Origin of the sequence: Plantactinospora sp. CA-290183 (assembly GCF_050936375.1) — a bacterium.
Classification (GTDB): Bacteria; Actinomycetota; Actinomycetes; order Mycobacteriales; family Micromonosporaceae; genus Plantactinospora.
The window spans coordinates 46,128-71,837 of sequence record NZ_JBNJMX010000004.1 but is presented as its reverse complement, the minus strand read 5'-3'; the positions used below and the strand labels follow the sequence as shown (position 1 = coordinate 71,837).

Genomic DNA, 25,710 nt, shown 5'->3' with positions numbered 1-25,710 from the left:
CGGTGATCCGCCGGTGTCGTCCGTCACGGTGGTCACCCCGGGTGTCCGGTACGGCGCCGGGCGTACCTCGGGCACGCCCGGCGCCGGTCGGCGCGCCTCAGACCCGGCTGACCCGGATCGCGTCGGCGATCACCAGTCCGGTGCCGCCGGTCCACCGGCTGATGCCCACCTTGTTGGCGTCACCCGCGGAGAGGGTGAAGGTGCCGAGGTTCCGCCACCCCCCGCCGCCGGAGCGTTGGTCCAGGTGGACGGTCTGGTTGCCGCTCGGTGTGACGACGATGTACGGCGCCGAGCTGTTGTAGCCGGCGTCGTCCGGGTACCAGGCCTCGATCCGGTAGCTGGCCGTCTCCGGGATGTTCACCCTGTACCAGGCCGGGTCGCTCGACTCGACCGGCTCGGCGTACCGGTAGTCGGCGCCGTGCCGCTGGGACGAGTAGGTGGAGGTGCCCCAGTTGGCGCTCGCGGTGAACCGGCCCGCGGTGGTGTTGTCCACGGTGGTCGTCCAGCCGGTGGGCGGCGGGGTCGAGCCGGTGACGAGCTGCATGTAGTAGGTCCAGTTCCAGTTCGGACCCGGGTCGGTGTGGGTGGCGCCCGGCACCTGGTTGTGCCCGATGATCCGGGTGCGGTCCCGGGGGATGCCGTACCGGTCGCAGAGGTGCCGGGTCAGCGCCGCCGAGGAGCGGTACATGGCGTCGGTGAACCACGAGGGCTGGTTGACGTAGCCCTCGTGTTCGATGCCGATCGACTGGGTGTTGTACGTCCAGTTCCCGGCGTGGTGCCCGATGTCCTTCTCCCGTACCGACTGGGTCAGCGCCCCGTCGGCGGAGCGGATCGTGTAGTGGGCGCTGACCCCGGAGGCCGGGTTCTGGAACCAGCTGATCGAGCCGGCGTACGACCCCTGGGTCACGTGGATCACGACGTAGTTGATCGGGTACGACGACTCGCGGCTGGAGACGGTGTAGTTCTCCGCGTGGGCCGGGGCCCAGGCGGCGGGGGCGTAGTCCGTACTCAGCACGCCGACGCCGTCGCCGGTGCCGAGCGGGGCCACTGCGGCCAGCGGGCCGCGTCGTGGGGCGACGGCACGGGCCGGCACCCGCACCGGACCTTCGGCGGTGGCCGCGCTGAGGCCGGTGCCGAGCAGGTCGTAGACGGTGTCCGCGTAGAGCCGGGCGACGGCCGGGGTGCTTGACCCGCCGTACCGGACGACCGTGCCGTACCACTGGTTGACGTCGGCGCGTTGGGCGGCGGTGAGCCCGGCCGCGTCGGCGTACGCCCGCAGCACCGCGGCGGCGCCGGTGACGTTGGCGGCGGAGTCGGTGCGCAACGTGTCCCGGTCGAGGCCGGTCAGCGCCGCCGCCTCGTCCAGGGTGCGCAGTTTCGGGTTGCTGGTCAGGTGCATCACGCCGTAGCCACCGGAGGCGCTCGGGGCCCCGGCGTGGCCGTCGAGGTGGGTTTCCGCGTAGCCGAGCGCGACGAGCAGGTCGCGTGGTACGCCGTGGCGGGCCGCCGCGACGTCGAAGGCCCGGGCCAGCGGGCCGGTGCGGACCACCGTGGACTGGCCGGCCGCGGTGGATGGGTCGGTGGGCGTGCGCTGGGCGGCCAGGGCCGGTTGCCCGGCCAGACCGATGACGAGGGACGCGGTCAGGGTGGCGCCGAGCAGGTGGCCTGGGCGCGGCTGGGGGTACCGAACAGTCACCGTCACTCCTCCCCGAAGTGAACGGACGTCCCGGAGGGGACGCCGGGTGGCCGTACGGTATAGCTTCACTTTCGTCTATGTCGAGACCTTCCAGATGAAGGGCAGGTGATGAAAGATATCTACATGCGGGACACCCGTTCGCCGCGCCGGGCATCGCCGGCGGGCCGACCGAGGCATGCCCGCGCGACGGCGCACGCCGGCCCGGCAGGGGTGGGCGGCACGCCCCGGAGGGAGGCCGCGGTGTCGTCCGGGTCAGCCGACCGTGGAGCCGAAGACCTCGTCCCGCACCGCGTCGAGGGCGATCCGCAGCGCGCCGTGCAGCACCGGCTCCTCGGTCAGCCCGGTCGGCACCACCCGGGGCGTGACCAGCGTGATCGCGGCCACCTCGTGCTGCACCCGCTCGGCCAGCGCACTGCCGCCGGCCTGGCCGACCTCGCCGGCCAGCACCACCAGCGGCGGGTCCAGTACCACGCAACTGCTGGCCACCCCGAGGGCGAGCCGGCGGGCCACCTCGTCCAGCACCGGCCCGCCCGCCGTGCCGGCCGCGATCGCGGCCCGGATCGCCTCGGCCGCGGTGCCCGCCCGGAAGCCGTGCTCGCGGGCCACCGCGCGGACCGCGTCGGAGCCGGCGAGCTGCCCGAAGGCGGGCTTGGCCCGGCGGGAGGCGTCCCGCGGGATGGGTGCGCCGGGGACGGGCAGGTAGCCGATCTCGCCGGCCGCGCCGGTGCTGCCGTGGTGCAGGCGGCCGTTGAGCATGATCGCCAGGCCGACCCCGACCCCGCACCAGACCAGCACGAAGTCGTCGACCCCCCGGGCCGCGCCGGACTGCGCCTCGGCGACCGCGGCCAGGTTGACGTCGTTCTCGAAGAACACCGGCGTGTGCAGGTCCTCGCGGAGGGCGGCGAGCAGGCCCCGGTGCCAGCGCGGCAGGTTGAACGCGAACGTGATGTCCCCGGTGGTCGGATCGACCAGGCCGGGCGTGCCGAGCACCACCCGCCGTACGCTGGCCAGCTGGGCCTGGGCGTTGCCGGCCGCCCGCACCACGGCGTTGTGTACGACGCCGACCGGGTCGTCGGTGTCCCGGGTGGACTGTTCGACCTGGCCGATCACCTCGCCGGTGATGTCGGCGCAGGCCGCCACCACCCGGTCCGGTCCCACGTCGACGCCGACCACGTGGGCCGTGCCGGGCCGGACCGCGTAGAGCTGGGCGTTGGGCCCGCGCCCGCCGGCCTGCTCGCCGACCCGGCTCACCAGCCCCCGCTCCTCCAGCCGTTCCACGAGCTGGGAGGCGGTGACCTTGGAGAGCCCGGTCAGCTCACCGAGCTGCGCCCGGGTGAGCGGGCCCCTGGAGAGCAACAGCTCCAGTGCGGCCCGGTCGTTGAGCGCACGGAGCAGTCGGGGCGTACCGGGGAGCCGGGTGCTGGACATGCAACATCCTCTTATTTTTAAGAAACTTTCCTAATAGCTAAGCTAACCTTAATAGGAGTATCCGTAGCGTAAAGGCCGACCGGCCGGTAGGCGCTAAGCCGATCCGGTAACGCTCGGCCCCGAGATGGCCCTCCCCGGTGCGACACTCGGTCCGGGCAAGAGGCCGAAGGGGGAGATCGTGCCGACCGATCCAGGACTGCGCCGGCTGGCGCTGCGTACGCTGCTCGCCGCCTTCCCGGGGACCGTCCCGCCGGCCTGGGCGCTCGACCTGGTCGCCGAGGGGCTCGCCGGGCAGACCCTGTTCGGTCACAACGTCGAGCATCCGGACCAGGTGGCCGCCGCCACCGCCGCACTGCGCCAGGCCCGGCCGGACGTGCTGATCGCGATCGACGAGGAGGGCGGGGACGTCACCCGGCTGGCCCACGCCACCGGCAGCCCCTACCCCGGCAACGCCGCGCTCGGCGCGGTGGACGACACCGCGCTGACCCACCGGGTCTACCACGCGATCGGCACCGAACTCGCCGCGGTCGGCATCAATCTCAACCTCGCGCCGACCGTGGACGTGAACACCGCCGACGACAACCCGATCATCGGCACCCGCGCGTTCGGGGCGAGTCCCCAGCGGGTCGCCGCACACGCGGCGGCGGCCGTCACCGGGCTGCAGTCCTCCGGGGTGGCCGCCTGCGCCAAGCACTTCCCGGGGCACGGCGCCACGGTCACCGACTCGCACCTCGAACTGCCCACCGTGGACGTACCGGTCGAGCTGCTGCGCGAGCGCGACCTGCCGCCGTTCGCGGCGGTGATCGGCGCGGACGCCCGAGCGATCATGACCGCCCACATCCGGGTGCCGGCGCTGACCGGCGACGCGCCGGCCACGTTCAGCCGCGCGGTGCTGGTCGACCTGCTGCGCGACGAATACGGCTTCACCGGCGCCGTGCTGACCGACGCGCTGGAGATGAAGGGCGCCGCCGTGGCCGCTGGCGGGATCGGCCCGGCCGCCGTCCGCGCCCTGGCCGCCGGCGCGGACCTGCTCTGCATCGGGGCCCAGGTCGACGCCGACCTGGTCGAGCGGGTGGTCGCCGACATCGTGGCCGCGCTGCGCGACGGCACCCTGGCCGTGGCCCGGGTCGAGGAGGCCGCCGCGCGCTCCGACGCGCTCGCCGGCTGGACCCGGACCGTCGCACCGGCCGCACACACCCGCACCGATCTGGGGTACGCGGCGGCGCGCCGCGCCGTACGGGTGGAGGGGGTCCTCGCCGGCCTGGGAAGCCCGCTGGTCGTACAGCTCCTCGCCGCGTCGACCATCGCCGAGGGACGCGTCCCGTGGGGGCTGGGACCACACCTCAACGGCACCGAACAGCTCCGGGTCGTCGCGGCGGACACCGATGCCGGCGCGCTGCGCGCCCGGGCCGCGGGGCGGCCGATCGTGCTGGTCGGGCGGCACCTGCACCGGCTGCCCGGCGCGGCCGAACTGGTCGAGTCCCTGGCCGGCGAGCACCCGGTGACCGTGGTCGAGATGGGCTGGCCGTCACCGTGGCGCCCGGCCGGCGTACGGGCCTTCGTCACCACCTACGGCGCCAGCCACGCCAACGGCCGGGCCGCGGCGGAGGCGCTCGGCCTGGCCGGCTGAGCCTCGGCACGTCACGCTCGGTCCGGCCGGTTGAGCCTCGGCGCGTCACGCTCGGCGGTCCTCGCGCACCGTGATCGCGTTCGGGTCAAGTCGCCCGAACGGCCAGTTCAGACGGTGCACGCGCACCCTTGTGAGCGACAGAACCGATACGTAGCGTCACCAGCACGCCAGGCGATCGAGCCGGCACCGGGCGCCCGACCACGTCCTGCGACTGGACCGCAGGCGCCGTGGCCGGCGCGCCCCGACACCCCTGGCACCCGACCTCGGCCTGGGAGAGGACGCGGGCCGTGGATCCCCGAGGATCCACGGCCCGCCGGGGGTCGTCCGTCCTCGGCGCAGCTGGGCGAGCACCGCCCCGGACGGGGTCCGCCGACTGCGGCGCGGGGCCGCGCTCCCCGGTCCACGATGTGCCGGAGGGCAGCCCGGACCCGCCGCCGGCCAGCTCGCGGCAGCCGCGCGCACATTGACGGACTTCTTTGCATGGTCGTATGGTGGAGTGCGGGAAAGCGTTTTCCTGCTGGCCGGTCCCACCCCCTGACGCCGGCCCGTGGCGCCCTCCGGAGAAGTGAGGAAGCTCAGATGACACCTGGACACTCCGCCACCTCGCGCACCGCCCCCGCTCCGGGCGACCGCTGTGCGCACCCCCGCGCACGACACCGCGCGGCGCTCGTCGCCGGGGTGCTGACCGTGCTTGTCGGACCGCTCGCCGGCTCGGCGGCCGCCGCCCAGGCCGAGCCGGCCGGTGCCGCCGTCGCGGCGGGCGACCCGAGCGCGCTCTGCACCGACGCACCGATCGGCTTCGCCTCCGTCGACGCCCTCGGGCAGCCCGGCACCACCGGGGGCGCGGGCGGCCCGACGGTGACCGTCAGCACCGCGGCCGAGCTGGAGGACTACGTGGGACGCGCCGGGCCGTACATAGTCCGGGTGGCGGGGCGGATCCAGGTCGGCGACATGGTCACCGTCGTCGCCAACAAGAGCATCCTGGGCGTGGGCGGCACCGCCGAGATCACCGGCGGCGGACTCCAACTCGGCTCGACCACCCGGCCGGGCAACAACGTGATCATCCGGAACATCCGCTTCACCGGCGCCGAGGACGACTCGATCAGCGTGACGAACAAGGCACACCACGTCTGGATCGACCACAACGACCTCTCCGACGGGTACGACGGGCTGCTCGACATCAAGCGGGAGTCGGACTTCGTCACCGTGTCGTGGAACCGGTTCCACCAGCACAGCAAGGCCTCGCTGGTGGGCCACTCGGACACGTACACCGCCGACGTCGGCAAGCTGCGGGTCACGTACCACCACAACTTCTTCGACGGCACCGACCAGCGGCACCCCCGGGTGCGCTTCGCCGACCCGGTGCACGTGTTCAACAACTACTACCGGAACAACGCCCTGTACGGGATCGCCTCCACCGAGAACGCCGGCCTGCTGGTCGAGGGCAACTACTTCGAGAACGTGGCCCATCCGATCTACGTCGGGTACGACGAGAGCGGCCCGGGCCGGGTGGTGGAGCGCAACAACCGCTACGTCAACTCCGGTACGCCCCAGACCGCCGGCACGGTGGTCGAGCCGCGGACGTACTACCCGTACACCGTGGACGACCCGGCCACTGTGCCGACGACGGTGCCGAACGGGGTGGGCGTGGGCCGCGTCTGCGCCTGAGCACCGCCGCACCCGCCACACCCGCCACACCGCCGCACCGCCGCACCGCCGTCACAAGATCCCGGTGATCAGGGAGTTGAACCCACGACACGCCGACGACACGCGGAACCGTTCCCTGATCACGGGGATCTTGGGGGGCCGGGTGGGGGTGGGGCGAGGGCGTAGAGGGTCCAGCCGTGGTCGGGGAAGCCGGCGGCGGTGGCCACCCGGGCGGAGGCGACGTTCTCCGTCGCGTGCAGGTAGGTCGGCACCGCCCCCTCGTCCAGCACCCGCCGGGCGGCCTGCGCGACCAGTCGCCGGGCCAGACCACGGCCCCGGGCGGCGGGTTCGGTACCGACCGCCAGCTCGTGCCCGTACCCGTCGTGCCGCTTGACCCCCACGCCGGCCAGGTACCGGCCCTCCTCGTCCCGGATCACCAGCACCTCGCCGCCGAACGGCCGCAGCCACGACGGCAGCCCCGGATCCGCCGCGTCGACCCACTCCCCCGGGTCGGGCCCGGGAGTCGGGGCCACCGTGTAGCGGAAGACCGCCCGGTAGCCCGACCAGCCCGGCAGGTCCAGCACCCGGGGCAGCTCGTCCAACACCTCGTCGACCACGAGGTCGCCCAGCGCCCGTACGGCCGCGAGGTGGGTCGGCGGCACCGAGAGCACGACGCCGGCCCGGCTGCCGACCCCGACCACCGGATGCCGCTCCCCGTCCCAGCCCGGTCGCACCCGGCGCTCGGAGCTGACGACGTGCAGCCGCTGCCCCGCCGGCCACTGGCCGAGCCAGGTCACCAGGTGGTGGTAGAGCCGGCTGTCGAGCATCGGCCCGCTGCGCGCCGCCCGGACAGACCTCACATCCGAATCATATTCCCGTTCGGGGCACCTCGTTACGACGGACTTCGATATATTCGCGGCGCCGCCCGGTCCCGGTCCCGCTGTACCCACCAGGGCCAGGTCAACCGGGTGACGCGGGCGAACTAGTCGATCTCCACACAAAAGCGGGGTTGAGGGGCGGACCGGGCACTGCTAGCGTGCGCCGGTACTCAAAGATCGCGCACGGGCACGCAGCGACACAGCGATGCCGCCCGATCCCACGAGTGCCGCCACATCGCCTCCAACCGGTCCGGGACGGTGCAATGGGCTTCCGAAGTTCGAGTCTGCGTACCAAGGTCGTCGCCCTGCTCGTCGCCCTGCTCGTCACCCTGACCGCACTCTGGGCGTTCGGCGCCTGGCCTGCTCATGGCCGCGTCGCGGGAACTGGACCGGGACGACGCCGAACACCTGGCCGCCGTCGCCTCCGGCGTGCAGAGCCTGGCCCGAGGTGCCGGGAAACGCTTCGGCGGCGGGCCGCTCCAGCAGACCATCATCGAGTGGCGCTCGGCGTTCCTGTTCGTCAGCGCGGCGGGTCACGGCGCCTGCCTGGCCGTACTCGCCTCCGAGGACGCGGACGTCGGGCTGGTCGCGTACGAGATGGCGATGCTGGTCACCCGGGCCGGCAAGTACCTGGCCTCGGACCGGCGGGGGCCGGACCAGCCCCCCGGGCCGCGGTGATCCGCCATGGCTGAGCCCCTGGATTCCGCCGAGAGCCACTGGATCGACGAGCACGCCGGTCCGGTGGTCCGGCCGTACGCGGTGACCGGGGGCCGGGCCCGGCCGGTGACCGGGAAGTTCGACCTGATCTCGCTGGTCCGCGCCCTCCGCTGTGTGGACGCGGGCGAGATCGGACTCGGCCCCGAGCACCGGGAGATCGTGGCGCTGTGCCGGCGGGCGACCTCGGTGGCCGAACTCGCGGCGCACCTCGACCTGCCCCTGGGCACCGTCCGGGTACTCCTCGGCGACCTGCTCGAACGCCAGCTCGTACGGGTGGCCGAGCCCCGGCCGGCACCCGTCCTTACCGATGACAGCATCTTCGAACAGGTGATCAATGGGCTACGCGCGCTCTGACGGCCACGAGACCGGTACGGCGGACGACAGACTGCCGACCGCCGTCAAGATCCTGATCGCCGGTGGTTTCGGCGTCGGCAAGACGACAATGGTCGGCGCGGTCAGCGAGACCCGCCCACTGCGGACCGAGGAACTCCTCACCGAGGAGGGCGTCAGCGTGGACGACCTCTCCGGCGTGGAGGGGAAGACCACCACGACGGTGGCGATGGACTTCGGTCGGATCACCATCAACGACGACCTGGTGCTCTACCTGTTCGGCACGCCCGGACAGGACCGGTTCTGGTTCGTCTGGGACGAGCTGGCGCTCGGCGCGCTCGGTGCGGTGGTGCTCGCCGACACCCGGCGCCTGGCCGACTGCTTCCCGTCGGTGGACTACTTCGAGAAGCACGGCACGCCGTTCATCGTCGCGGTGAACTGCTTCGAGGGATCCCGGGAGTACCAGCTCGACGAGGTCACCCAGGCGCTGAGTCTCGACCCGGGCGTACCGGTGATGCTCTGCGACGCCCGCCGGCGCCAGTCCGGCAAGGAGGTGCTGATCGCGGTCCTGGAGCACGCGATGGCCAGCCGCCGGACCGCGCGGGAGGACCCCGCCGGCTGACCCGGCCGGTCGGCGTGACCCGGCCGGGCCGGCATGACGCGGCCGGTCGGCTGCGCTCAGCCGGCCGGCTCGGGCAACGGGAAGTGCACCCCGGTCAGCCGCTCCGACTCCCGCCAGAGCCGGCGCTGCGCCCGCGCGGCGCGGGCGCGCCGATGCACCCGGGCCGGCACCGGGTGCCCCACCAACTCCCACCAGCCGGACGGACCGTAGTAGGTTCCGCCCACGGCGTCGGGATCGACCGCGGCCCGTACGGTGGGCAACGCCCCCATCGCCGGTGCCTGGAGCAGCCGGTCCGCCAGCCAACAGAACCGGGCGCCGGTCGTCACCCGGGCCAGGAGCGGCACGTGTCGCACCAGGTCGGTGCGGGTCATCCCCGGATGCGCGGCCATCGCCACCGTCCCGGCGCCGGACGCCGTCAGCCGCCGTTGCAGTTCGAGGGTGAAGAGCAGGTTGGCCAGTTTGGACTGCGCGTACGCCCGGGCGGGGCGGCGACCGCGATCACCGTGCAGGTCGTCGAAGCGCATCCGGCCCAGCCGGTGCGCGCCGCTGCTGACCGTCACGACCCGCGAGCCGGGCACCGGGAGCATCAGGTCCAGCAGCAGGCCGGTGAGCGCGAAGTGACCGAGGTGGTTGACGCCGAACTGCATCTCGAAGCCGTCCTCGGTCCGGCCCGGCGGCGGCAACATCACGCCGGCGTTGTTGACCAGCAGGTCCAGCCGGGAATGCTCCGCCCGGAACCGTCCGGCGGCATCGCGGACCGAGGTCAACGAGGCGAGGTCCAGCCGGAGGACGGCGGGCGGCGCGACACTGCCGTCGGCCGCGATCCTGGCCGCCGCCCGCTCGGCCCGGTCGACGTCGCGACAGCCGAGCACGACCCGGGCGCCTCGGGCGGCGAGGATCCGGGCCGCCTCGAAGCCGATGCCGGAGTTGGCGCCCGTGACCAGCACGATCCGATCGCGCTGCTCCCCGACCTGCGCCGCGCTCCACACCCCGGCACCGGCGCTCCGGTCAGCCACCGTCACCCTCCTCCGCTGCGGGACCGCGCCGCTCGCCGGTCCGCCGGGTACGGCGCCGGCCACCCGCTGGATGGCCCGGGACCGATGCTAGTGCCGGCGGAGGCGTACCGCTCCGGACCGGCGAGGGCGGGTAGCCGAGGGGGTCCGGCGGCTGGCGGGAGCGGGCTCGACCCGGCTCTCCCCGCGGACGGCGGACATCGCCCGCGCGCCAGCGCACGGGCCGGCACCGATCGGGAGGAGGCCGGGTCGAGTTCGACGGAGAGGCGGCGTCAGAAGACGTAACGCTCGGCGAGGGTCTGGTAGTCGAACTGCTCGTCCGGGCCGAACCAGAGCTCGGACTCGTACTTCGCCTCGTCGACGCTGCCCGAGGCGTGGACGAGGTTCGCGATCGCCTTCCCCGTCGTCTCGGCGTACGCCTTCGACATGTGCGCGTAGTCGCCCCGGATGGTGCCGGGCGCGGCCTGCCCCGGGAAGGTCGGCCCGATCATCCGGCGGACGTTCGCCACCGCCTCGACGCCCTCCAGCAGCAGCGCGACGACCGGCCCCTGCTGCATGTACGTGGCGGTCGCGTCGTAGACGCCCTTGCCGAAGCGCTCCTCCAGGTCGAAGTAGTGCCGGCGGGTGAAATCGGCGTCCATGTGCCGCATCTTGACGCCGACGATCTTGAGCCCGGCGTCCTCGAAGCGTTGAACCAGGCGTCCGGTCAGCCCGCGCGCGACCGCGTCGGGCTTGAGCAGGACAAGAGTCCGTTCTATGGCCGCCACCGTGGCCCCTTCCTCGATCAATGGTCGGCCCCCTGACGGGCTGGACCGCCCGGTTGCCGGGGACCCGGCTGCCGGATCGGCGGCTCCAGCGAAAGGCCACTGAGATCACGATAGTAGTCGGCCGGTTCCGCGCCCGTCGCGGTCCGGCCGCCGGGCGCCCGCTCGGGACGGGAGCGCCCGGAACGGTCACTGAGCCGCCGCAGCAGCACCTCGGCCGGGCCGCGCCGCCCCGCCCGACGCATCAGCTCGGCGAGCAGCACGGTGCCCAGCCAGGTGCCGACGGCCACCGCGGAGGCGCCCGCGTCGCTCAGCCGCCCGCCGGCACCACCGGCGTACGGAGCGAAGATCGCCACGAACACCGCCGACTGGAGGAGGTAACAGGTGAGCGAGCGCTGCCCACAGGCGGCGAGCGCCGTGACCACGACTCCCGGCGCGGCGGCCCGACGGTGCGCGACCAGCCCGGCCAGCGCGGCATAGCCGAGTCCACCGCCGATCCCGGTGACGGCGTGCAGCGCGTACGCCGACACGGCGGCGGCACCGGCCCAGTCGGTCCAGACCCGCGCGTCGATCAGCGCCAGCGGAAGACCACCGAGGACCGCGAGGGCGATTCCGGCCGCGGCGACCCGGCGCAACAGGGACCGGTGTCGACCGGGGTCGTCGAGCAGCCGGCGGCGGGCCGCCCAGATGCCGAGCAGGAACGGGGTGACCACGTCCAGGGCCAGCATCGGCGCCAGTAGCAGCCAGGTCAGCAGCCGCGCTCCGGCCGCGGCCAGCGGGGATTCGACGCCGGTCGGCAACGGTGTCGAGCCGCTCGCGAGCATGCCGAGCGCCGGCACGACAGCGAGCGCGGCGAAGACCAGCGTCCAGGCCGCGGCGACCCGGAGCACCGTACGGTCCCGGGCGCGGACCATGCCGACCAGCAGCAACCCGAGCAGGCCGTACGTGGCCAGGATGTCGCCGAAGAAGAGCAGCAGCGCGTGTACGGCGCCGAACGCGAGCAGCCAGCGGCTGCGGCGACGGAGCAGCGCCCGTACCTGCGGCCAGTCGGCCCCGGCCGCGGTGTGCCGGTCGGCGAGGCGGACCAGCCCGTACCCGAAGAGGGCGGCGAACATCGGCAGGGCCCGCCCGTCCACCAGCAGCACCTGCAGGCCCGCCACCAACCGGTCCACCAGCCCGCCGTCGAGGGCGTAGCCGCGGAACCCGGTCGGGTGGCCGTACCGGTGCAGGTGGGCGTGGGCCAGCGCGATGAGCAGCAGCATGGTCCCGCGCGCCAGATCCGGGGCGAGGGACCGGACGCTTCGCGCCGAGCCGGGGCCGGAAGTGGAGGCCGGGCCGGGAGCGGCGCCGGCGGCCGGATCCGGCCGGGTGCGACCGTCGCGGCCGGCGGCGCGCGCGCCGACTGCCGGGTGGTCGGGAGGTGTGGACATGGCGGATCCCCGTTCCTCGAGCGGATGGTCCGCAGCTACCCGCGCGCCGCCGGACGACCGGGGGCCCTGACCGCGGTCCGGGAGCCGGCACAATCTCCAGAGACATACGCGAGGATTAGCTACGCATGCGTATCTAAGCTCAGGAAGATAAGATACGCAAGCGTATCTTGGTCTGGAGATTCAGCATGGGCGAAGAGCGACCCGGGGCCACGCCGGGGCGGATCCGGCGGCGCGGGGACGACCTGGTCCGGGCGATCCACGCCGCCGTACTCGCCGAGGTCGCCGACGTCGGCGTCAGCGGCCTGACCATGGAGGGCATCGCCCGGCGGGCGGCCACCGCGAAGACCTCGCTCTACCGACGCTGGACCTCTCCGCGGGAGCTGCTGCTCGAGGCACTCCTGGACGCGCATCCGCAGGAGGTGCCCTCACCGGGCGCCGACGACCTGCGCGGCGACCTGCTCGGCGCGTTGCGGCAGATGGTCGCCTGGCTGGACACTCCGGCGGCCTACGCGGTCATGGCGATCATGATGGAGCGGCGCCGGCACCCGGACCTGGTGGACGCCCTCTACGCCCGGGTCTTCGACGCCCGCGGCGGAACCTTCACCAGAACCGTCCTGGGACACTACGCGGCCCGGGGACTGGTCGATCCCGACCTGGTGACCCCGGTGGTGGCCGACATCGGCGAGGCACTGGTGCTCAAGCACCGCACCGACATGGGCCGGCTGCCGGACGAGTCCACCCTCGCCGCCATCGTCGACCAGGCCATCCTGCCGGCCGTCGGCTTCCCGCCGGCCGTCCGGCACCCGGTCGACCCGGCGGGCGAGCGTTCGGCGCGGAAGCCCTCCTGACCGCCCGGCCCGGGGGGTCATCCTCGCGCGGAGCCGCCCCCGACGCGGGTCACGCCCGGGAACCGCGCATGGAACGGGAGACCCGGGTCACCGACTTCGCCGCGGTCGCCCACCACGGGGCGATCGGCCGGGCCATCCGGATCAGGCGGTCGACGTCCAGCCGGTTGGACCAGTGCCGGGAACGGGCGGCCTTCCGGCGCCTCCGTTCGACGGCCACCCCGACGGCCGCCGCGACCGCGACCGCCGCCAACGGGGCCGGGCTCCGCCGCAGCTTGCCACCGGCCCGGTTCGCCGACGCACCCATCGCCTGCGCGCCCTGGGCGCCCTTCTGCCCCGCCGACTTGCCATTCTCCATCACCATCTGCCCCACCCTCTTCGGCAACCGCATCATCTTCTGGCCCGCTGTCCTGGGCGCCTGCGCGGCCTTGTCCCGTACCGTGCCGGTCGTCTGCGCGGCCTTGTCCCGTACGGTGCCGGTCGTCTGCGCGGCCTTGTCCCGGACGGTGCCGGTCGTCTGCGCGGACCGCTCCTGGACCCGGTCCGCGACCTGCGCGGCCTTCTCCCGGCCCCGGGCCTTCACGTCGGCCTTGGCGGTCAGTGCCTGGACCGTCTCGCCCAGCTCCGCCCGCCGCCGCTCGATCTCGGCACGGGCCGCGTCCGCGTCGCCCATCCCGTCACCTGTCGTCATGCCCGCCACCCATCGTCATCCCATCCCCCGCTCGCGTCCGTCCCGCGTCGTCACGTCCCCGCACCCGTCCGTGCCCGGCCGTCAGGACCGACCCCGGTCCCGGGCCGCACCCCGCACGGTCTCCGCGTCCGCGCGCAGGTTCCGCACCGTCGACTTCGGCATCGGCGGCATCGCCCGGTCCACCTGCTTCTTCCCGCTGCGCGCGAACAGTCCGGCGACAACCAGCAGGACGACCCCCACGACGAGGGCCGCCAGGGCGGCCGGAATCACGTAGCTCAGCCCCACCACGGCCGCGGCGACCAACACGCCACCGGCGTAGAACGCCAGGGCACCGCCGCCGCCGAAGAGACCCGCCCCGATGCCGGCCCGCTTGCCCTTCTCGGCCAGCTCGATGCGGGCCAGCGCGAGTTCGTCCCGGATCAGTCCGGAGATCTGCTCGGTGGCCCGCTGCACCAGTTGGGCGGTGGACGTGTTGTCCACGCTGGTGGTCCTGCCGGTCGGATGATCTCCCATGGCTCCGCTCCCTCGTTCTCGCACCTGGCTGGTCAGAGCTGGTCCCGCAGATCACCGACCTGCCGCTCCAACCGGTCCGCCGCACCCTCGTTGTTCAGGAATGTGGTGAGTCCGATCGCGAACGCCACCGCGAGCAGCACCGCCAGGATGCTGAGCACCAGGCCGCCGGTGGCCACGCCCCGGCCCGTCACCCCCGGGCGCCGGGTCATCTTGAACGCGACGACGCCGAGGATGATGCCGATGATCCCGAGCACCAGTCCGATGGACGCCAGGATCGCCGTCAGTACGCTGAACAACGCGGCGACGCCGAAGACCAGGGCGAAGGTGGCCGCCGCGCTCGTCTTGGCCGACGTACGGGCCGGTGCCGCGCCGGCCCGCGAGCCGGACATCGCCCCCGCGGGTTGGTCAGCAGCAGACATCCCGTTCCCTCCTCGTCACGCCGGTACTCGCCGGCCGTGTCCCCGTTCTGCCCACGGTTACGCCTCGGGGCGGCCAGGTTCGTCGGAACGGGTGGACCGGGGGCCGAACGGCGCGAGCGGGGGCTGTTCCGGGCACGCCGGGCCGGCCGGGGAACTCTGCCGGGGGCGAGGGCCTGATCGGGGCCGGCGCTGGCGCCGCCGCGCTGCTGGGCCCGGGCCTGGGTGGGTCAGAACGCCCTGACGACCGGGATGACCTCGGTGCCGATCCGCTCCAGCAGGTCCAGCCGGGGCGCCTGCGGCAGTTGGCCGATCGCCATGTCGAAGCCGAGCCCGTGCAGCCGGCGCAGTTCGTCGATCAGCTCGCCGGTCCTCTCCCCGTCCTCACCGATGTCGAGCGACTGGTAGACGGTCTTGGTGATCTCGTCGTAGTCGCGGCCCACGCTCTCGCAGTGCCGCCGCAGTACGTCGAGCTTGTGCGCCAGCTCCGGGATGTTGAACAGGTTGCAGGCGTCGGCGTACGTCGCGACGAGCCGCAGCGTCTTCTTCTCGCCGCCTCCACCGACCATGATCGGCGGGCGGGGCCTGGTCAGCGGCTGCGGGGAGTTCAGCAGCCGGTCCGCCCGGATGTGCCGACCGGAGAAGGCGCCGTCATCGTCCGACCACATCTGGTGTACGTACCGCAGCGTCTCTTCGAGGATCTCGAAGCGTTCGGCGACCGGCGGGAACGGGAAACCGAGCCCCCGTGACTCCTCCTCGTTCCATCCGGCCCCGATGCCGAGCAGCGCCCGGCCGCCGGAGAGCACGTCCAGCGTCGTCACGGCCTTCACCAGCAGGCCGGGTTGCCGGTGGTGCGCTCCGGTGATCAGGGTGAACAGCTTGGCGCGCTCGGTGTGCGCGGCGAGGAAGCCCAGCGTGGTGTACGCCTCCAGCATCTCCGCCTCGGCAGGACCGACCGTCTGGATCTGGAAGAAGTGGTCCATCACCGCGAGGTAGCCGAACCCCGCCTGGTCGGCCGTACGCGCTACCGCGGCGAGGTCGGCACCGAGCCCGGCGGGCCCGTTCGACCAGGTGAAGTTGGGAATCTGCAGACCAAGTTCCATGACTCGCGGTGCGCTCCTCCCCGGCCCGGCCCGGCCGAACTGATCCGGGCGCCTCTGACGTCACCCTAGCGGCGCGGGCCGGAAATCTCGGCCGCTCCCGCCGACACCGTCCCGACCGCCCCGCACGGCCGACGCGCCCGAGCCGGACGAGGCCCCCCGTGCGTGCGGACATCGGGCTGACTCGCTACGGTTCAGGCGGTGGCCGGTGAGAGGGCCCGGCCGGGCGCGGGCAGGCGGGGAGGGTCTTGGACACCACATCCGAGCCGTTTCCGGCGCGGCCCGAGCTCATCCGGCAGCTGCCCGGCTACCGGCTCGTCCGGCAGTTGTCGCAGACCGCGATGAGCTCGGTCTACCTCGCCGAGGAGATCGCCCTCGGCCGCCGGGTCGCGCTGAAGATCCTCGGCCCGGAGCTGGCCCGGCAACCGGGCTTCCGGGCACGGTTCCGGCGGGAGACCGAGATGGTCGCCCGGCTCGACCACCCGAACGTCATCCCGGTCTACACCGCCGGCGAGTCGGCCGACCTCTGCTACCTGACCATGCGCTACGTGGAGGGCTCGGACCTGCGCAGGATCCTGCTGGACGAGGGTCCGCTCGACGTCGGGCGGGCGATCGCGATCCTCCGGCAGGTCGCCGCGGCACTCGACGTGGCACACGAGGCGGGGCTGGTGCACCGGGACGTCAAGCCGGGCAACGTGCTGGTGGACCGGCGGACCGGCCAGGTCTACCTCACCGACTTCGGCATCGCCCGGGACGGGGCGACGCAGACCCTGACCCCGGACGGCGAGGTCATCGGCACGCCCGCGTACATCGCGCCGGAGCAGATCCGGAACAGCCGGGTGGACCACCGGGCGGACGTCTACGCGCTGGGCTGTGTGGCGTACGAGTGCCTGACCGGGCAGAAGCCGTTCGTCCGGGCCGATCCGCTCTCCGTACTCTGGGCGCACGCGCAGGACCCGCCTCCCCCGGCGACCGGGCTGCGGCCCGGGTTGCCGGCCGCCGTCGACACGGTCCTCGCCCGGGCCCTGGCGAAGAGCCCGGAGGACCGGCACCCGGACTGCACCACGCTGATCGCCGAACTCGCCGCCGCGACGGCCGCGCCCGTACCCACCGGACCGGTGGCGGCGGCGGCCGGCCGAGCTTCCGTGCCCGTACCGGCGGCGCCGCCCGGTGGTGGCCGGTGGCGCCGCCTGGCGGGCGCGGGCAGCGCGCTGGCGCGGCGGCACCGGACGGTGACGCTGGTCACCGCGCTGCTCCTCGTCGCCGGCACGGTCACCGGCGCGGCCCTGGTCGTCGCGCGCAACGCCGGCACGCCCGGTCCGGACGTCCGCGCGGCGGTGCCGGCGCCGCTGCGGGCCGGCTGCCGCGAGGTCGACGGTACGGGCGGTGGCGCGATCGCGAGCCTGCTCTGCCGCGACGGCGACTACGAGGCCCGGGTACGGGTCTTCGCGGACCGGGCCGGCGTCGACCGGGAGTACCAGCAGGCGGTACGGGAGTCCGGGATCGCCCCCGGCACCGGCGACTGCGCGGCGGCGGTCGGTGCCGAACACCGCTACCCGAGCGCGGGTACGCCGAAGGGGCGGGTGCTCTGTTTCAGCCGGGACGGCCCGACGACGCTGATCTGGACCCATGACGCCGCCCGGACCGTGACCCGGGTCGAGTCCGCGATGGACGGTGCGGCGGTCTACCGGGCCTGGGCCGGCTGGACGGGCTCCGCCCTGCCCTTCCCCACCGCCGACGAGAAGGCGCTGATGGAGCTGGTCGCCGAGGGCGACTGCCGGCGCCCGCCCGCGGGCAGCCTGGACGGGTTCGGCGCGCTGCTGGCCGCGGTGGAGTGCACCCCGAGATACCACGGCGCCCGGACCGTCTCCTACTACCGGTACGCGAACCTCGGCGAACTCCAGCGCACCTTCGACGCCCGGGCGGATGCCGCCGCCGTACCGACCGGGAAGTACTGCGCGGACGGCGAGGCGGAGGGTTTCCGCGGCAACCGCCGGTACGACGTGCGCAGCATCGAGCTGGGCGGTCTGCTCTGCCATCCCGGGCCGCAGAGCACGCTGGTGCTGGAGTGGAGCGTCGAGCCGCTGCTGGTGCTCGGCCGCGCCGTCGGCACCGACGCGGAGGACCTGCCGGCCTGGTGGTCGGCGCGGCGCGGGCCACCGCTGGAGACCGTGCTAGCCGCGGTCAACGCGCAGGCGGATCCGCCGTTCCCCACGGCGGCGGAGCGGGCGCTGCTGGACCGGGTGCCGGCGGCCTCGCGGAGCAACTGCCTGCGCCCGCCGACCGAGCAGGTCCGCAACAACGTGCCGGGCGACACCGAGGTGGTCGGCGTCGTGTGCGGCCCGACCGGGGGCGCCCGCATCGTCTTCTACTACCAGTTCCCGGACGCCGCCGCCATGCGGGCGAACTACCAGGCGGGCGCGGTGCCCGAGTGGCCGGACTGCACCCCGGACGCGCCCGGGTTCCGGGGCGAGCAACCGTATGCGCGCGGCGGGTCGACCGGACGCCTGCTCTGCCACCGCTCCGACGGGGCCGGCTACTACCTCGTCTGGACCGACGAGCGGCGGGCGATCCAGGTGTTCGCGTTCCAGGGCTCGGATCCGGAGGTCCTGCTCGACTGGTGGCGGCACGACGCCGGCCCGCTCTGAGCGCCTGTCCCCGGCCCGCTCCACCGCCGGCCCGCGCCGGCCCGCGCCGGCCCCGCCGACGGGTCAGGCGGCGATCCGGCCGGAGAAGCTCGCCGTACCGGTGCCGGTCCCGCCGCCCCCGCCCTGGGTGACGACCCGGCCGTTGACGCTGACCACGACCTTCAGTCCGCCGCTGCGGTGCTTGATGACCAGGCTCCACTCCTGCGGGGTGCCGGAGGGCAGCTCGATGGTCTTCCGCCACGGCAGTTTCGCCGAGGTCTCCCGCACGGTCCGCCCCTGCACCTCGTAGGTGACGCTCTGCAGCCGGGCCGTACCGGTGGCCGAGAAGAGCAGGATGTTCGGCTCGAAGGACGGCGCCGAGGGCGTACCGGCGGACGGCGACGGCGTGCCGGGCGGGGTGACGGACGACGAGGCGGTGGGCGCGGAGCCGTCACCGGCCTCCGGCGCTCCCGCCCCGTTGCCCGCACAGCCGGCGAGGAGCGCGGCGAGCAGGACGGGACCGACGACCCGGACAGCGCGTGCGTTCATGAGGGTCTCCATCGGATCGATAGCATGGCGTCGTCCGGAGTGACGGTATCCCGCCGGGGCCGGGACCGGTCCCGGCACGGATCCAGGGGAGGCGACGTGGCCCACGAGCAGCTCCCGAAGCACCAACGCACCCTGGCCTCGGGAGTGCCGTCCGCCCCGCCCGGGACCATCTTCGTGCTCGCGGTCACCGGCGGCGTCACGGTACGACCGCAGGACGGGCGGACGGTGCGGTTCGGCCGGAACCTGCCGGACGTGGACGTCTGCGTCGGCGTGGACGACATCCGGGTGAGCCGGCAGCAGGGCGTGCTGCGCCACCGGCAGGGGTTCTGGTGGATCAGCAACACCGGCCGGTCCCCGATCCGGCTGCCCAGCTCCCGATGGCTGTTCAGCAACGACGAGCCCATCCCGTTGCAGCCCGGATACACCCCGGTCTTCGTACGCGGCTCGCGGCACCGGGAGCACCTGCTGGAGGTGTACGTCGCCGGGCCGGACGGCGGCCGCCCGGCACTGCGCCCCGGTGACGTGACCGAACCACCGAGGACGTGGCGACTCAGCCCGGACGAACGGCTGGCCCTGGTGGTCCTCGGTCAGCGCTACCTGCTGCACGAGGCGCACCCGCAGCCGCTCTCCCGGCAGCAGGTGGCCGAGCAGCTGGCCGAGCTGCGACCGGCGGCGAACTGGACGGTGAAGCGGGTGGAGCACCTGGTCGCCGACGTGCGGTCCCGGCTCTCCGCCGGTGGGGTGCACGGCCTGGTCCGGGAGGAGGTCAACGAGCCGGTGGGCAACGCGCTGAACGACAACCTGCTCCGTGAGCTGGTGCTCTCCACCACGCTCGTACCGCGCGACCTCGACCTCCTCGACGAGCCGCCGGAACCCCTCGACGAGCCCCCGGGACGCTGAGGGCGGCGGTTCACCGCGCTCCGGCCATCACCGCCACGAACTGCTCCGGGCTGATCTGCCCCTCGAAGAGCCGGCGGAGATTGGCGTTGAGTTCCGCGCCGACGGTGGGGCTCAACGCCTGGTCCCAGACCAGGGTGAAGGAGGGCGCCCGGGTGGCGAGCCGGTAGACGAAGGTGCCGAACTCCGCGTCCGGCGTGCCGGCCAGCCGGGACTCCGCGTCCCGTACCCCGGGCACCTCGCCGCGCTCGGCCAGCTCGTCCAGGTACGGCCCGGAGGCCAGCGTCGTGAGCAGGAAGTCGACCGCCACCTCCGGGTGGGCGGCGGTGGCCGAGACGGAGAAGTAGTTTGCCGGTACCCCCACGATGTTGTCCCGGTCGCCGACGCCGCCGGCCCTCTGGCCGGTAGACGCCGGGAAGGTCCGGAATGGCTGCGGAACCGACTGTCAGCTAGCCGACACCGGCGGCTCGGTGGTCACGACTGCCAGGCGGGATCGCGGCCGGTCAGCCCCACCAGCCGGTCCAGCGTCGCCGCGCCGGCCGGCAGCGGGATCGACGGTCCGAAGAGACCGGGAGTGCCCTCGCTGCTCGCCTGCTGGACCACCAGCCCGTGCACCGCCTCGACCGTCCGGGTGTCGAGGTCGTACGGCTGCCCGGTCGCGCGGGCGAGATCCCAGCCGTGCACGACCAGCTCGTTGAGGCCGAACAGGCCGATGACCTCGGCCGGCAGCGTCACCCCACCGACCGCGGTCTCGCCCGCCCAGGCGGCCGGCTCCCGCCACGCGGCCACCAGGGCGTCCAGCCGTACCGGCAGTTGCGCCCGCCAGTCGGGGTCGAGGTCGAGGGTGGCGGGGTCACCCGGACCGGCCGCCGCCGGATCCGGCCCCTTCTCGGCGCCGACCCGGAACGCGGTCGTCAGCCCCAGCAGATGAACCAACAGATCCCGGACCGTCCACCGTTCGCACGGGGTCGGCCGGGTCAGGTGTTCGTCCCGCACCCCGGGCAGCAGCGTCCGCAGCGCCCGGGACGCCGGCGCGAAGGCCGGCATCGTCGTGCTCTCCGTCGTCGTGTTCTCCATCGTCTGACTCCTCCGCGTCGGTGTCCGTCCCGGAGGCTATGCGCCGGGACCGACAGGATGAGGGCGGCGAAGCCGTGCGGTCGGCCGATCGGACCCCGGCCGGAATCGGCCATCCGCTTGACCCGGGGCACATGGTTAAGTTGACTCACAATTGATCCACGTCGTCACGTCCGGTCGAGGGAGACTCCGGTGACCGCATCCACCGCGCCACGCCCCGTCCTCGCCGCCGGACTGGCGACCCTGCTGGCCGGCCTCACCGTGCTGACCGCCTCGACCGCGTACGCCGCGGCACCACGGCTGACCGCCGCGTACGCCGAGGACTCGACCTGGAGCACCGGCTACGGCGGCGGCTACACGATCACCAACGCCGGGGACGCCGCCGCCGAGGGCTGGACCGTCGAGTTCGACCTGCCCGCCGGCTCCCGGGTGACCAACTCCTGGAGTTCGGTGCGCAGCCAGACCGGGCAGCGGTACCAGTTCACCAACGTCGCCTTCAACGGCGACCTCGCCCCGGGCGGGTCCGCCGACTTCGGATTCAACGTCAGCGGGCTCGGCCGGCCGGTCAACTGCCTCGTCAACGGCCAACCCTGCACCGGCGGGCCGACCGCACCGCCCAGCCCGACCAACCCACCCGGCCCGAGCACGCCGCCGAGCCCCACGGCACCGCCCAGCCCGACACCGGGCCAACCGGGCGGCCCGACGGTCCCGGTGGCCACCGCCGCGCAACTGCGGGCCGCGCTCGCCGGCGCAGCACCCGGCCAGCGGATCCAGCTCGCCCCGGGCACCTACCGCGGCTCGTTCGTGGCCCAGCGCCCCGGCACCGCCGCCGCCCCGATCGTCCTCACCGGCCCGCGCGAGGCCGTACTGGTCAACGACGGTCCGAGCGGCAGCGGACCGTCCTGCCCGGTGCCGACCGCGGGCTGGGACTCCGGCTACGGCCTCTGGCTGTTCGAGGCCGCGCACTGGCGGCTGGAGGGCTTCACCGTCGCCGAGTCGAAGAAGGGCATCGTCCTCGACAACTCGCCACACGTGACGATCGACAACGTGTACGTGCACCACGTCGAGGACGAGGCGGTCCACTTCCGCCGCTCCTCGTCGGACGGGATCCTGCGCAACTCCCGCATCGAGCACACCGGTCTGGAGCAGCCCGGCTACGGCGAGGCGGTCTACCTCGGCTCCGCGAACTCCAACTGGGCCTGTCACGGCAACACCGGCGGGGTGGACCGCTCCGACCGGATACAGGTGATCGGGAACCGCCTCGGCCCGTCGGTGACCGCCGAGCACATCGACGTCAAGGAGGGCACGGTCGACGGCGTGATCCGCGGCAACACCTTCGACGGTCGGGGCCTGTCCGGCCAGAACTCCGCCGACTCGTGGGTCGACATGAAGGGGACCGGCTACGTCGTCGAGGACAACGTCGGCTCGTACGCCCCGCCGGGCACCTTCGCCAACGGGTACGAGACGCACAACCCCGTCGCCGGCTCCGGTTGCGGCAACGTCTGGCGGCGCAACAGTTCCGACCTCGGCGGGGTGGGCCGGTGGGCGATCAACGTCACCTCGACCTCGAAGTGCGCGGGAAACCTCAACGTGGTGTACGCCAGCAACACCGTCAGCAACGCGACCGGCGGGCTGACCAACATCGCGGTCACCCCCTGACCGGGGCCTCGTCCTCCTCCCGGTCCGGCGGCGGCAACGCCGGGTCCGACCACATCGGCGCACTCCGGTCGACGGTCAACCGGAACAGCTCCGGCGTGCCGAGGACGTCGACCAGCCCCCGGGCCACCGCCGTCGCCAGCCCGCCCAGCATCGGGTCGGTGAGCCTGCCCCGGCAGGCCAGCAGTCCGAGTTCGGCCCACTCGCGCCCGGTCAGCCGGACCGCACGCCACCTCGTGCCGTGCCCCGAGCGCCACGCCCCCTCCCGCAGCCGGCGGTACTGCTCGGCCAGCTCGTCCGCCGCCCGTGCCAGCACCGCCACCGACCACCACCAGGATTCGGCGAGCCGGGCGACGTCCCCGGGATGTGGGGAGATCCCGGTGAGCAGCAGCTCCTGCCGGCACCCGGCGATGGCGCGCTCGACATCGCCGTGCTCCAGGGCGATGCGGGTGCGCAGCGCCGCGCCGACCGGTGCGGCGTGGGCCAGCTCCCCGGTGTACTCCCGGTCCAACAGCTCGTCGAGCCGCGCTCCGGCGGTCGCCAGGTCACCCCGGAGGTAGTGCAGGGTGGCCCGGAACTCGCGGGAGGCCGGTTCGGGCCGGCCGGCGGCGACCTCGGCCTCGATCAGCGCCTCGCACGCCGTCAGCAACCGCTCCGGCGTGGCCCCCTGCCGTACCAGCTCGGAGATCTCGCGGCGACGGGCCGTCACCGCCGGGGCGCGCGGGACCTCCGGCGGCGGGTACAGGGCCAGCACCGCCAGCAGGCGCTGCCCGGTACGCCACCACCGGCCGCCGGCGCAACCGACGAAGACGACCTTGCGCAGCACCGCCGCGAGCAGCGGATCGGAGCCGGGCCGGCCGGCCCGCTCGGCGAGCAGCGTGCCGAGGATGGCCAGCGCCTCGTCCCAGTAACCGGCCCCGGCCAGCTCGGTGGCGAACTCCTCCTGGTGGTGCGCCGCCCGGGGCCGGCCGCCGAGCGCCGCCAGCAGGTTCTGCAGACGATCGTGCCGGAACCGGTACGTCCCGCCGAGGTCGCGCAGCAGGCCGGCCGACGCGACCGCGCTCAGGAACTCCAGCAGCCGGTGGGGTAGCTGGCCGGTTACCCCCAGCACCAGCCGGGCCAGCACGAACCGGACCCAGGCGCCGCCGGACCGGGCCAGGATCCACTGGCCGACACCGACGCCCACACCCGCGACGACCTGCGCGTCCAGCGGTACGGCCGGGGCGAGGCCGGACCGGGACAGGGCACCGAGCAGCAGCACCACGACGACCATGGCGTTGGTCACGGTCGGCAGCAGGGCCAGCACGGTCGCCGACCGGTCGTCCCGGAACACCCGCAGCGGATCCGTCACGGCGAACCGGTCGGCCGGGGCGGCGAAGTCGATCCGCAGCGCCCGCCGGACGGCGACGTAACACCACGAGGCCAGCCCGACCGTCACGGCCACCCGGAGGTCGTCCGGCCACGAGTCGACCGGCACCGCGTACGGGGCCAGGAACGTCACGATCCCGCCGACCGGTGCGTACACCAGGGGCAGCCCCCGGAGGAGTCCGACCCAGAAGGCGAAGAAGAGCAGCCCGTAGAGCAGGCCCCTGCCGAGGGCCCGGACCCCGCCGCGGAAGGCGATCCGGGTCGGTGGCACCCCCTGCCGGGCGTCCCGGCCGCCGTTGAGCGACCAGACGGCACCGGCGACGCCGACCAGGACGGCGAGTGAACCGGAGTGCCCGGTGGCGGCTCCGAGCACGTCCCGCAGCACCCGGTTGTCCGCCGCCGCTGCCAGCGGACGCAGTACGTCGCCGGCCAGGACCAGCGTGATCCAGGCGGCCAGCGCGGCGCGCAGCGCGTCGAAGAGCACCCAGAGCGTGCCCGGCACCTCGGTCGGCAGCCGCCACCAGACGAACTCCCGACCCTGCTGGCCCTCCAGGTGCCCGGCCAGGAACGACAGGTACCGCCGGGTGGCCGCCGGCGACCAGCTCGACAGCCAGCTCTCCCGGTACGGCCGGATCGCGCCCTCGACGGCCTCGCTGAGCAGGCTGTCCTCGACCGCCTGCCGCCCTCCGTCGCGGGCCAGCCCGACCAGGATCCCGGGGTCGTTGTCGGGCGGGTCCGCCTCGGCGGGATCGACCCGGGAGGGATCGACCTGGACCGCGCTGGCCCGCTCGTCGAACGCGGTCCGGGCCATCGCCACCATCAGCGGCGTGGAGAGTGCCGCCGTCAGCTCGCTCTCCCCGCCCCGGAGGATCTCCTCGATCACCGGCCGCCACCGGGCGACCTGAGCCAGCGGGGCGGCGTCCAGGAGATAGTCCGCCACCTTCGCCGGGTCCAGCGGTTCGATCGCCACCACCGCCGCGCCGCGCAGCTTCTCACCCTGTTGCAGGTACCGGTTGTAGAAGCCGGTACGGCAGGTCAGCACCAGCCGTCGCGTCGGCAGCTCGTTGAGCCGGCGGAGGCAGAGCGCGGCCCGTTCCTCGGTCGTCTCGTCCAGGCCGTCCAGGATCGGCAGGATCACGTTGGCGTCGAGCAGGTCCCGCAGCGCCTCCGCCCAGCGCGGGTGGGCCGCCGCCAACCGGGGGTACCGGTTGGCGATCTGCGAGACGACCCACCGGTCGAAGTGTGTGCTGGCGGCGTCCCAGGACGCGACGTAGAGCAGGACCGGGATCGGGCCGTCCGCCGACCGCTCGGCGACCAGCCGGCGGGCCAGGCGCATCGCCAGGACCGACTTGCCCGAACCGGCCGGGCCCAGCACCATCATCCGCCCGGACGGGATGCGCCGGAACGAGTCGTGGATGCCGCCGTCCCGGCCACTCAGATCCAGCGGTCCCCCCTCGCTGGAGCGGCAGATCGTCCGCCATGACGGCTGGTGGATCTCCGGCGCGTTCACCCAGGCCACCGGCAGCGGGTACGGCTCGTCGAGGCTCTTCAGCAGCGTCTCGTCGACGGGGTTGCGCCGGACGAGCTCGGCGAGTTCCTCGGCCACGGCGCGCCGTTGCAGGGCCGGCGCACCCCGGTTGGCGTCGCGGTCCCGGACGACCTGGCGGACGACGACGAAGGTGCCGAAGACGCCACCGAGGACGCCCCAGGTCCAGCTGACCTTCTCGAAGTCGTAGCGCAGCCACACCAGCACGGTCACCGCGACCGCGACGGCGGCGGCCGTGCCGGAGAGTGCTCTTCGCCACCACCGCCGGGACAC

At 73.8% G+C, this 25,710-nt stretch carries 22 protein-coding genes and 1 pseudogene; 9 read left to right on the top strand and 14 right to left on the bottom strand.

Going from position 1 to position 25,710, the window contains the following annotated elements:
* Nucleotides 1–97 precede the first annotated feature (97 nt).
* On the bottom strand, nucleotides 98–1,696 hold the full coding sequence (locus ACQEUR_RS11120) for an N-acetylmuramoyl-L-alanine amidase (protein WP_433029139.1): 1,599 nt from the start codon (nucleotides 1,694–1,696) through the stop codon (nucleotides 98–100).
* 252 nt (nucleotides 1,697–1,948) lie between these two features.
* Nucleotides 1,949–3,124: an ROK family transcriptional regulator gene (locus ACQEUR_RS11115; RefSeq protein ID WP_433029137.1), complete on the bottom strand. Its 1,176-nt coding sequence runs from the start codon at nucleotides 3,122–3,124 to the stop codon at nucleotides 1,949–1,951.
* Nucleotides 3,125–3,302: 178 nt separating this feature from the next.
* Between ACQEUR_RS11115 and ACQEUR_RS11110 the strand changes: the two genes are divergently transcribed.
* Complete coding sequence (locus ACQEUR_RS11110) at nucleotides 3,303–4,754, top strand: glycoside hydrolase family 3 N-terminal domain-containing protein (RefSeq protein ID WP_433029135.1); 1,452 nt, start codon at nucleotides 3,303–3,305, stop codon at nucleotides 4,752–4,754.
* A 579-nt stretch (nucleotides 4,755–5,333) separates the two neighbouring features.
* Nucleotides 5,334–6,422 (top strand): pectate lyase family protein, encoded by a 1,089-nt coding sequence (locus ACQEUR_RS11105; RefSeq protein ID WP_433029133.1) that lies wholly within the window; start codon nucleotides 5,334–5,336, stop codon nucleotides 6,420–6,422.
* A gap of 119 nt (nucleotides 6,423–6,541) precedes the next feature.
* On the opposite strand, the gene ACQEUR_RS11100 is transcribed toward ACQEUR_RS11105, so the two are convergent.
* Nucleotides 6,542–7,228 (bottom strand): GNAT family N-acetyltransferase, encoded by a 687-nt coding sequence (locus ACQEUR_RS11100; protein ID WP_433029517.1) that lies wholly within the window; start codon nucleotides 7,226–7,228, stop codon nucleotides 6,542–6,544.
* A 399-nt stretch (nucleotides 7,229–7,627) separates the two neighbouring features.
* Between ACQEUR_RS11100 and ACQEUR_RS11095 the strand changes: the two are divergent.
* The 3 genes and pseudogenes from ACQEUR_RS11095 to ACQEUR_RS11085 all read left to right on the top strand — a co-directional run.
* A pseudogene (locus ACQEUR_RS11095) lies at nucleotides 7,628–7,957 on the top strand (roadblock/LC7 domain-containing protein); the annotation flags it as partial.
* A gap of 6 nt (nucleotides 7,958–7,963) precedes the next feature.
* Complete coding sequence (locus ACQEUR_RS11090) at nucleotides 7,964–8,350, top strand: DUF742 domain-containing protein (RefSeq protein ID WP_433029131.1); 387 nt, start codon at nucleotides 7,964–7,966, stop codon at nucleotides 8,348–8,350.
* Nucleotides 8,331–8,948, top strand: a complete 618-nt coding sequence (locus tag ACQEUR_RS11085; RefSeq protein WP_433029129.1) for a GTP-binding protein — start codon at nucleotides 8,331–8,333, stop codon at nucleotides 8,946–8,948. Before ACQEUR_RS11090 ends, ACQEUR_RS11085 begins: the two co-directional genes overlap by 20 nt.
* Before the next feature lie 56 nt (nucleotides 8,949–9,004).
* Here the strand turns inward: ACQEUR_RS11085 and ACQEUR_RS11080 are convergent, their stop codons facing one another.
* The 3 genes from ACQEUR_RS11080 to ACQEUR_RS11070 all read right to left on the bottom strand — a co-directional run bounded on the left by ACQEUR_RS11080 (nucleotide 9,005) and on the right by ACQEUR_RS11070 (nucleotide 12,155).
* The gene (locus ACQEUR_RS11080; RefSeq protein ID WP_433029127.1) at nucleotides 9,005–9,964 is read right to left on the bottom strand and encodes an oxidoreductase; all 960 of its coding nucleotides are present in this window, start codon (nucleotides 9,962–9,964) and stop codon (nucleotides 9,005–9,007) included.
* A gap of 269 nt (nucleotides 9,965–10,233) precedes the next feature.
* Complete coding sequence (locus tag ACQEUR_RS11075) at nucleotides 10,234–10,728, bottom strand: nucleoside-diphosphate kinase (protein WP_433029125.1); 495 nt, start codon at nucleotides 10,726–10,728, stop codon at nucleotides 10,234–10,236.
* A 17-nt stretch (nucleotides 10,729–10,745) separates the two neighbouring features.
* Complete coding sequence (locus ACQEUR_RS11070) at nucleotides 10,746–12,155, bottom strand: DUF418 domain-containing protein (protein ID WP_433029123.1); 1,410 nt, start codon at nucleotides 12,153–12,155, stop codon at nucleotides 10,746–10,748.
* A 185-nt stretch (nucleotides 12,156–12,340) separates the two neighbouring features.
* On the opposite strand from ACQEUR_RS11070, the gene ACQEUR_RS11065 reads away from it, so the two are divergent.
* Nucleotides 12,341–13,003, top strand: coding sequence for a TetR/AcrR family transcriptional regulator C-terminal ligand-binding domain-containing protein (locus tag ACQEUR_RS11065; RefSeq protein WP_433029121.1), 663 nt, complete (start codon nucleotides 12,341–12,343; stop codon nucleotides 13,001–13,003).
* Between the two features lie 49 nt (nucleotides 13,004–13,052).
* On the opposite strand, the gene ACQEUR_RS11060 is transcribed toward ACQEUR_RS11065, so the two are convergent.
* The 4 genes from ACQEUR_RS11060 to ACQEUR_RS11045 form a co-directional block, all read right to left on the bottom strand.
* Nucleotides 13,053–13,691 (bottom strand): DUF3618 domain-containing protein, encoded by a 639-nt coding sequence (locus tag ACQEUR_RS11060; protein WP_433029119.1) that lies wholly within the window; start codon nucleotides 13,689–13,691, stop codon nucleotides 13,053–13,055.
* An 81-nt stretch (nucleotides 13,692–13,772) separates the two neighbouring features.
* Nucleotides 13,773–14,204 (bottom strand): phage holin family protein, encoded by a 432-nt coding sequence (locus tag ACQEUR_RS11055; RefSeq protein WP_433029117.1) that lies wholly within the window; start codon nucleotides 14,202–14,204, stop codon nucleotides 13,773–13,775.
* A gap of 32 nt (nucleotides 14,205–14,236) precedes the next feature.
* Nucleotides 14,237–14,623 carry a hypothetical protein gene (locus tag ACQEUR_RS11050; protein ID WP_433029115.1) on the bottom strand — a complete coding sequence of 129 codons (387 nt, stop codon included), beginning with the start codon at nucleotides 14,621–14,623 and terminating at the stop codon, nucleotides 14,237–14,239.
* A gap of 227 nt (nucleotides 14,624–14,850) precedes the next feature.
* A complete protein-coding gene (locus ACQEUR_RS11045; RefSeq protein WP_433029113.1) occupies nucleotides 14,851–15,723 on the bottom strand; it encodes an LLM class F420-dependent oxidoreductase in 873 nt (290 codons plus the stop codon).
* 245 nt (nucleotides 15,724–15,968) lie between these two features.
* Between ACQEUR_RS11045 and ACQEUR_RS11040 the strand changes: the two genes are divergently transcribed.
* Nucleotides 15,969–18,368, top strand: coding sequence for a serine/threonine-protein kinase (locus ACQEUR_RS11040; protein WP_433029111.1), 2,400 nt, complete (start codon nucleotides 15,969–15,971; stop codon nucleotides 18,366–18,368).
* A 63-nt stretch (nucleotides 18,369–18,431) separates the two neighbouring features.
* Here ACQEUR_RS11040 and ACQEUR_RS11035 read toward each other — a convergent pair whose 3' ends face one another.
* Nucleotides 18,432–18,896 carry a hypothetical protein gene (locus tag ACQEUR_RS11035; RefSeq protein WP_433029109.1) on the bottom strand — a complete coding sequence of 155 codons (465 nt, stop codon included), beginning with the start codon at nucleotides 18,894–18,896 and terminating at the stop codon, nucleotides 18,432–18,434.
* Nucleotides 18,897–18,992: 96 nt separating this feature from the next.
* Here ACQEUR_RS11035 and ACQEUR_RS11030 point away from each other — a divergent pair, with 96 nt between their 5' ends.
* Nucleotides 18,993–19,796, top strand: a complete 804-nt coding sequence (locus ACQEUR_RS11030) for a hypothetical protein (RefSeq protein WP_433029107.1) — start codon at nucleotides 18,993–18,995, stop codon at nucleotides 19,794–19,796.
* 10 nt (nucleotides 19,797–19,806) lie between these two features.
* Here the strand turns inward: ACQEUR_RS11030 and ACQEUR_RS11025 are convergent, their stop codons facing one another.
* Together ACQEUR_RS11025 and ACQEUR_RS11020 are read right to left on the bottom strand one after the other, a co-directional pair.
* Nucleotides 19,807–20,157, bottom strand: coding sequence for a hypothetical protein (locus ACQEUR_RS11025; protein ID WP_433029105.1), 351 nt, complete (start codon nucleotides 20,155–20,157; stop codon nucleotides 19,807–19,809).
* A 110-nt stretch (nucleotides 20,158–20,267) separates the two neighbouring features.
* Nucleotides 20,268–20,870: a TIGR03086 family metal-binding protein gene (locus ACQEUR_RS11020; RefSeq protein WP_433029103.1), complete on the bottom strand. Its 603-nt coding sequence runs from the start codon at nucleotides 20,868–20,870 to the stop codon at nucleotides 20,268–20,270.
* Between the two features lie 189 nt (nucleotides 20,871–21,059).
* Here ACQEUR_RS11020 and ACQEUR_RS11015 point away from each other — a divergent pair, with 189 nt between their 5' ends.
* Complete coding sequence (locus tag ACQEUR_RS11015) at nucleotides 21,060–22,526, top strand: cellulose binding domain-containing protein (RefSeq protein ID WP_433029101.1); 1,467 nt, start codon at nucleotides 21,060–21,062, stop codon at nucleotides 22,524–22,526.
* On the opposite strand, the gene ACQEUR_RS11010 is transcribed toward ACQEUR_RS11015, so the two are convergent.
* Complete coding sequence (locus ACQEUR_RS11010) at nucleotides 22,516–25,710, bottom strand: NACHT domain-containing protein (protein WP_433029099.1); 3,195 nt, start codon at nucleotides 25,708–25,710, stop codon at nucleotides 22,516–22,518. The genes ACQEUR_RS11015 and ACQEUR_RS11010 overlap by 11 nt on opposite strands.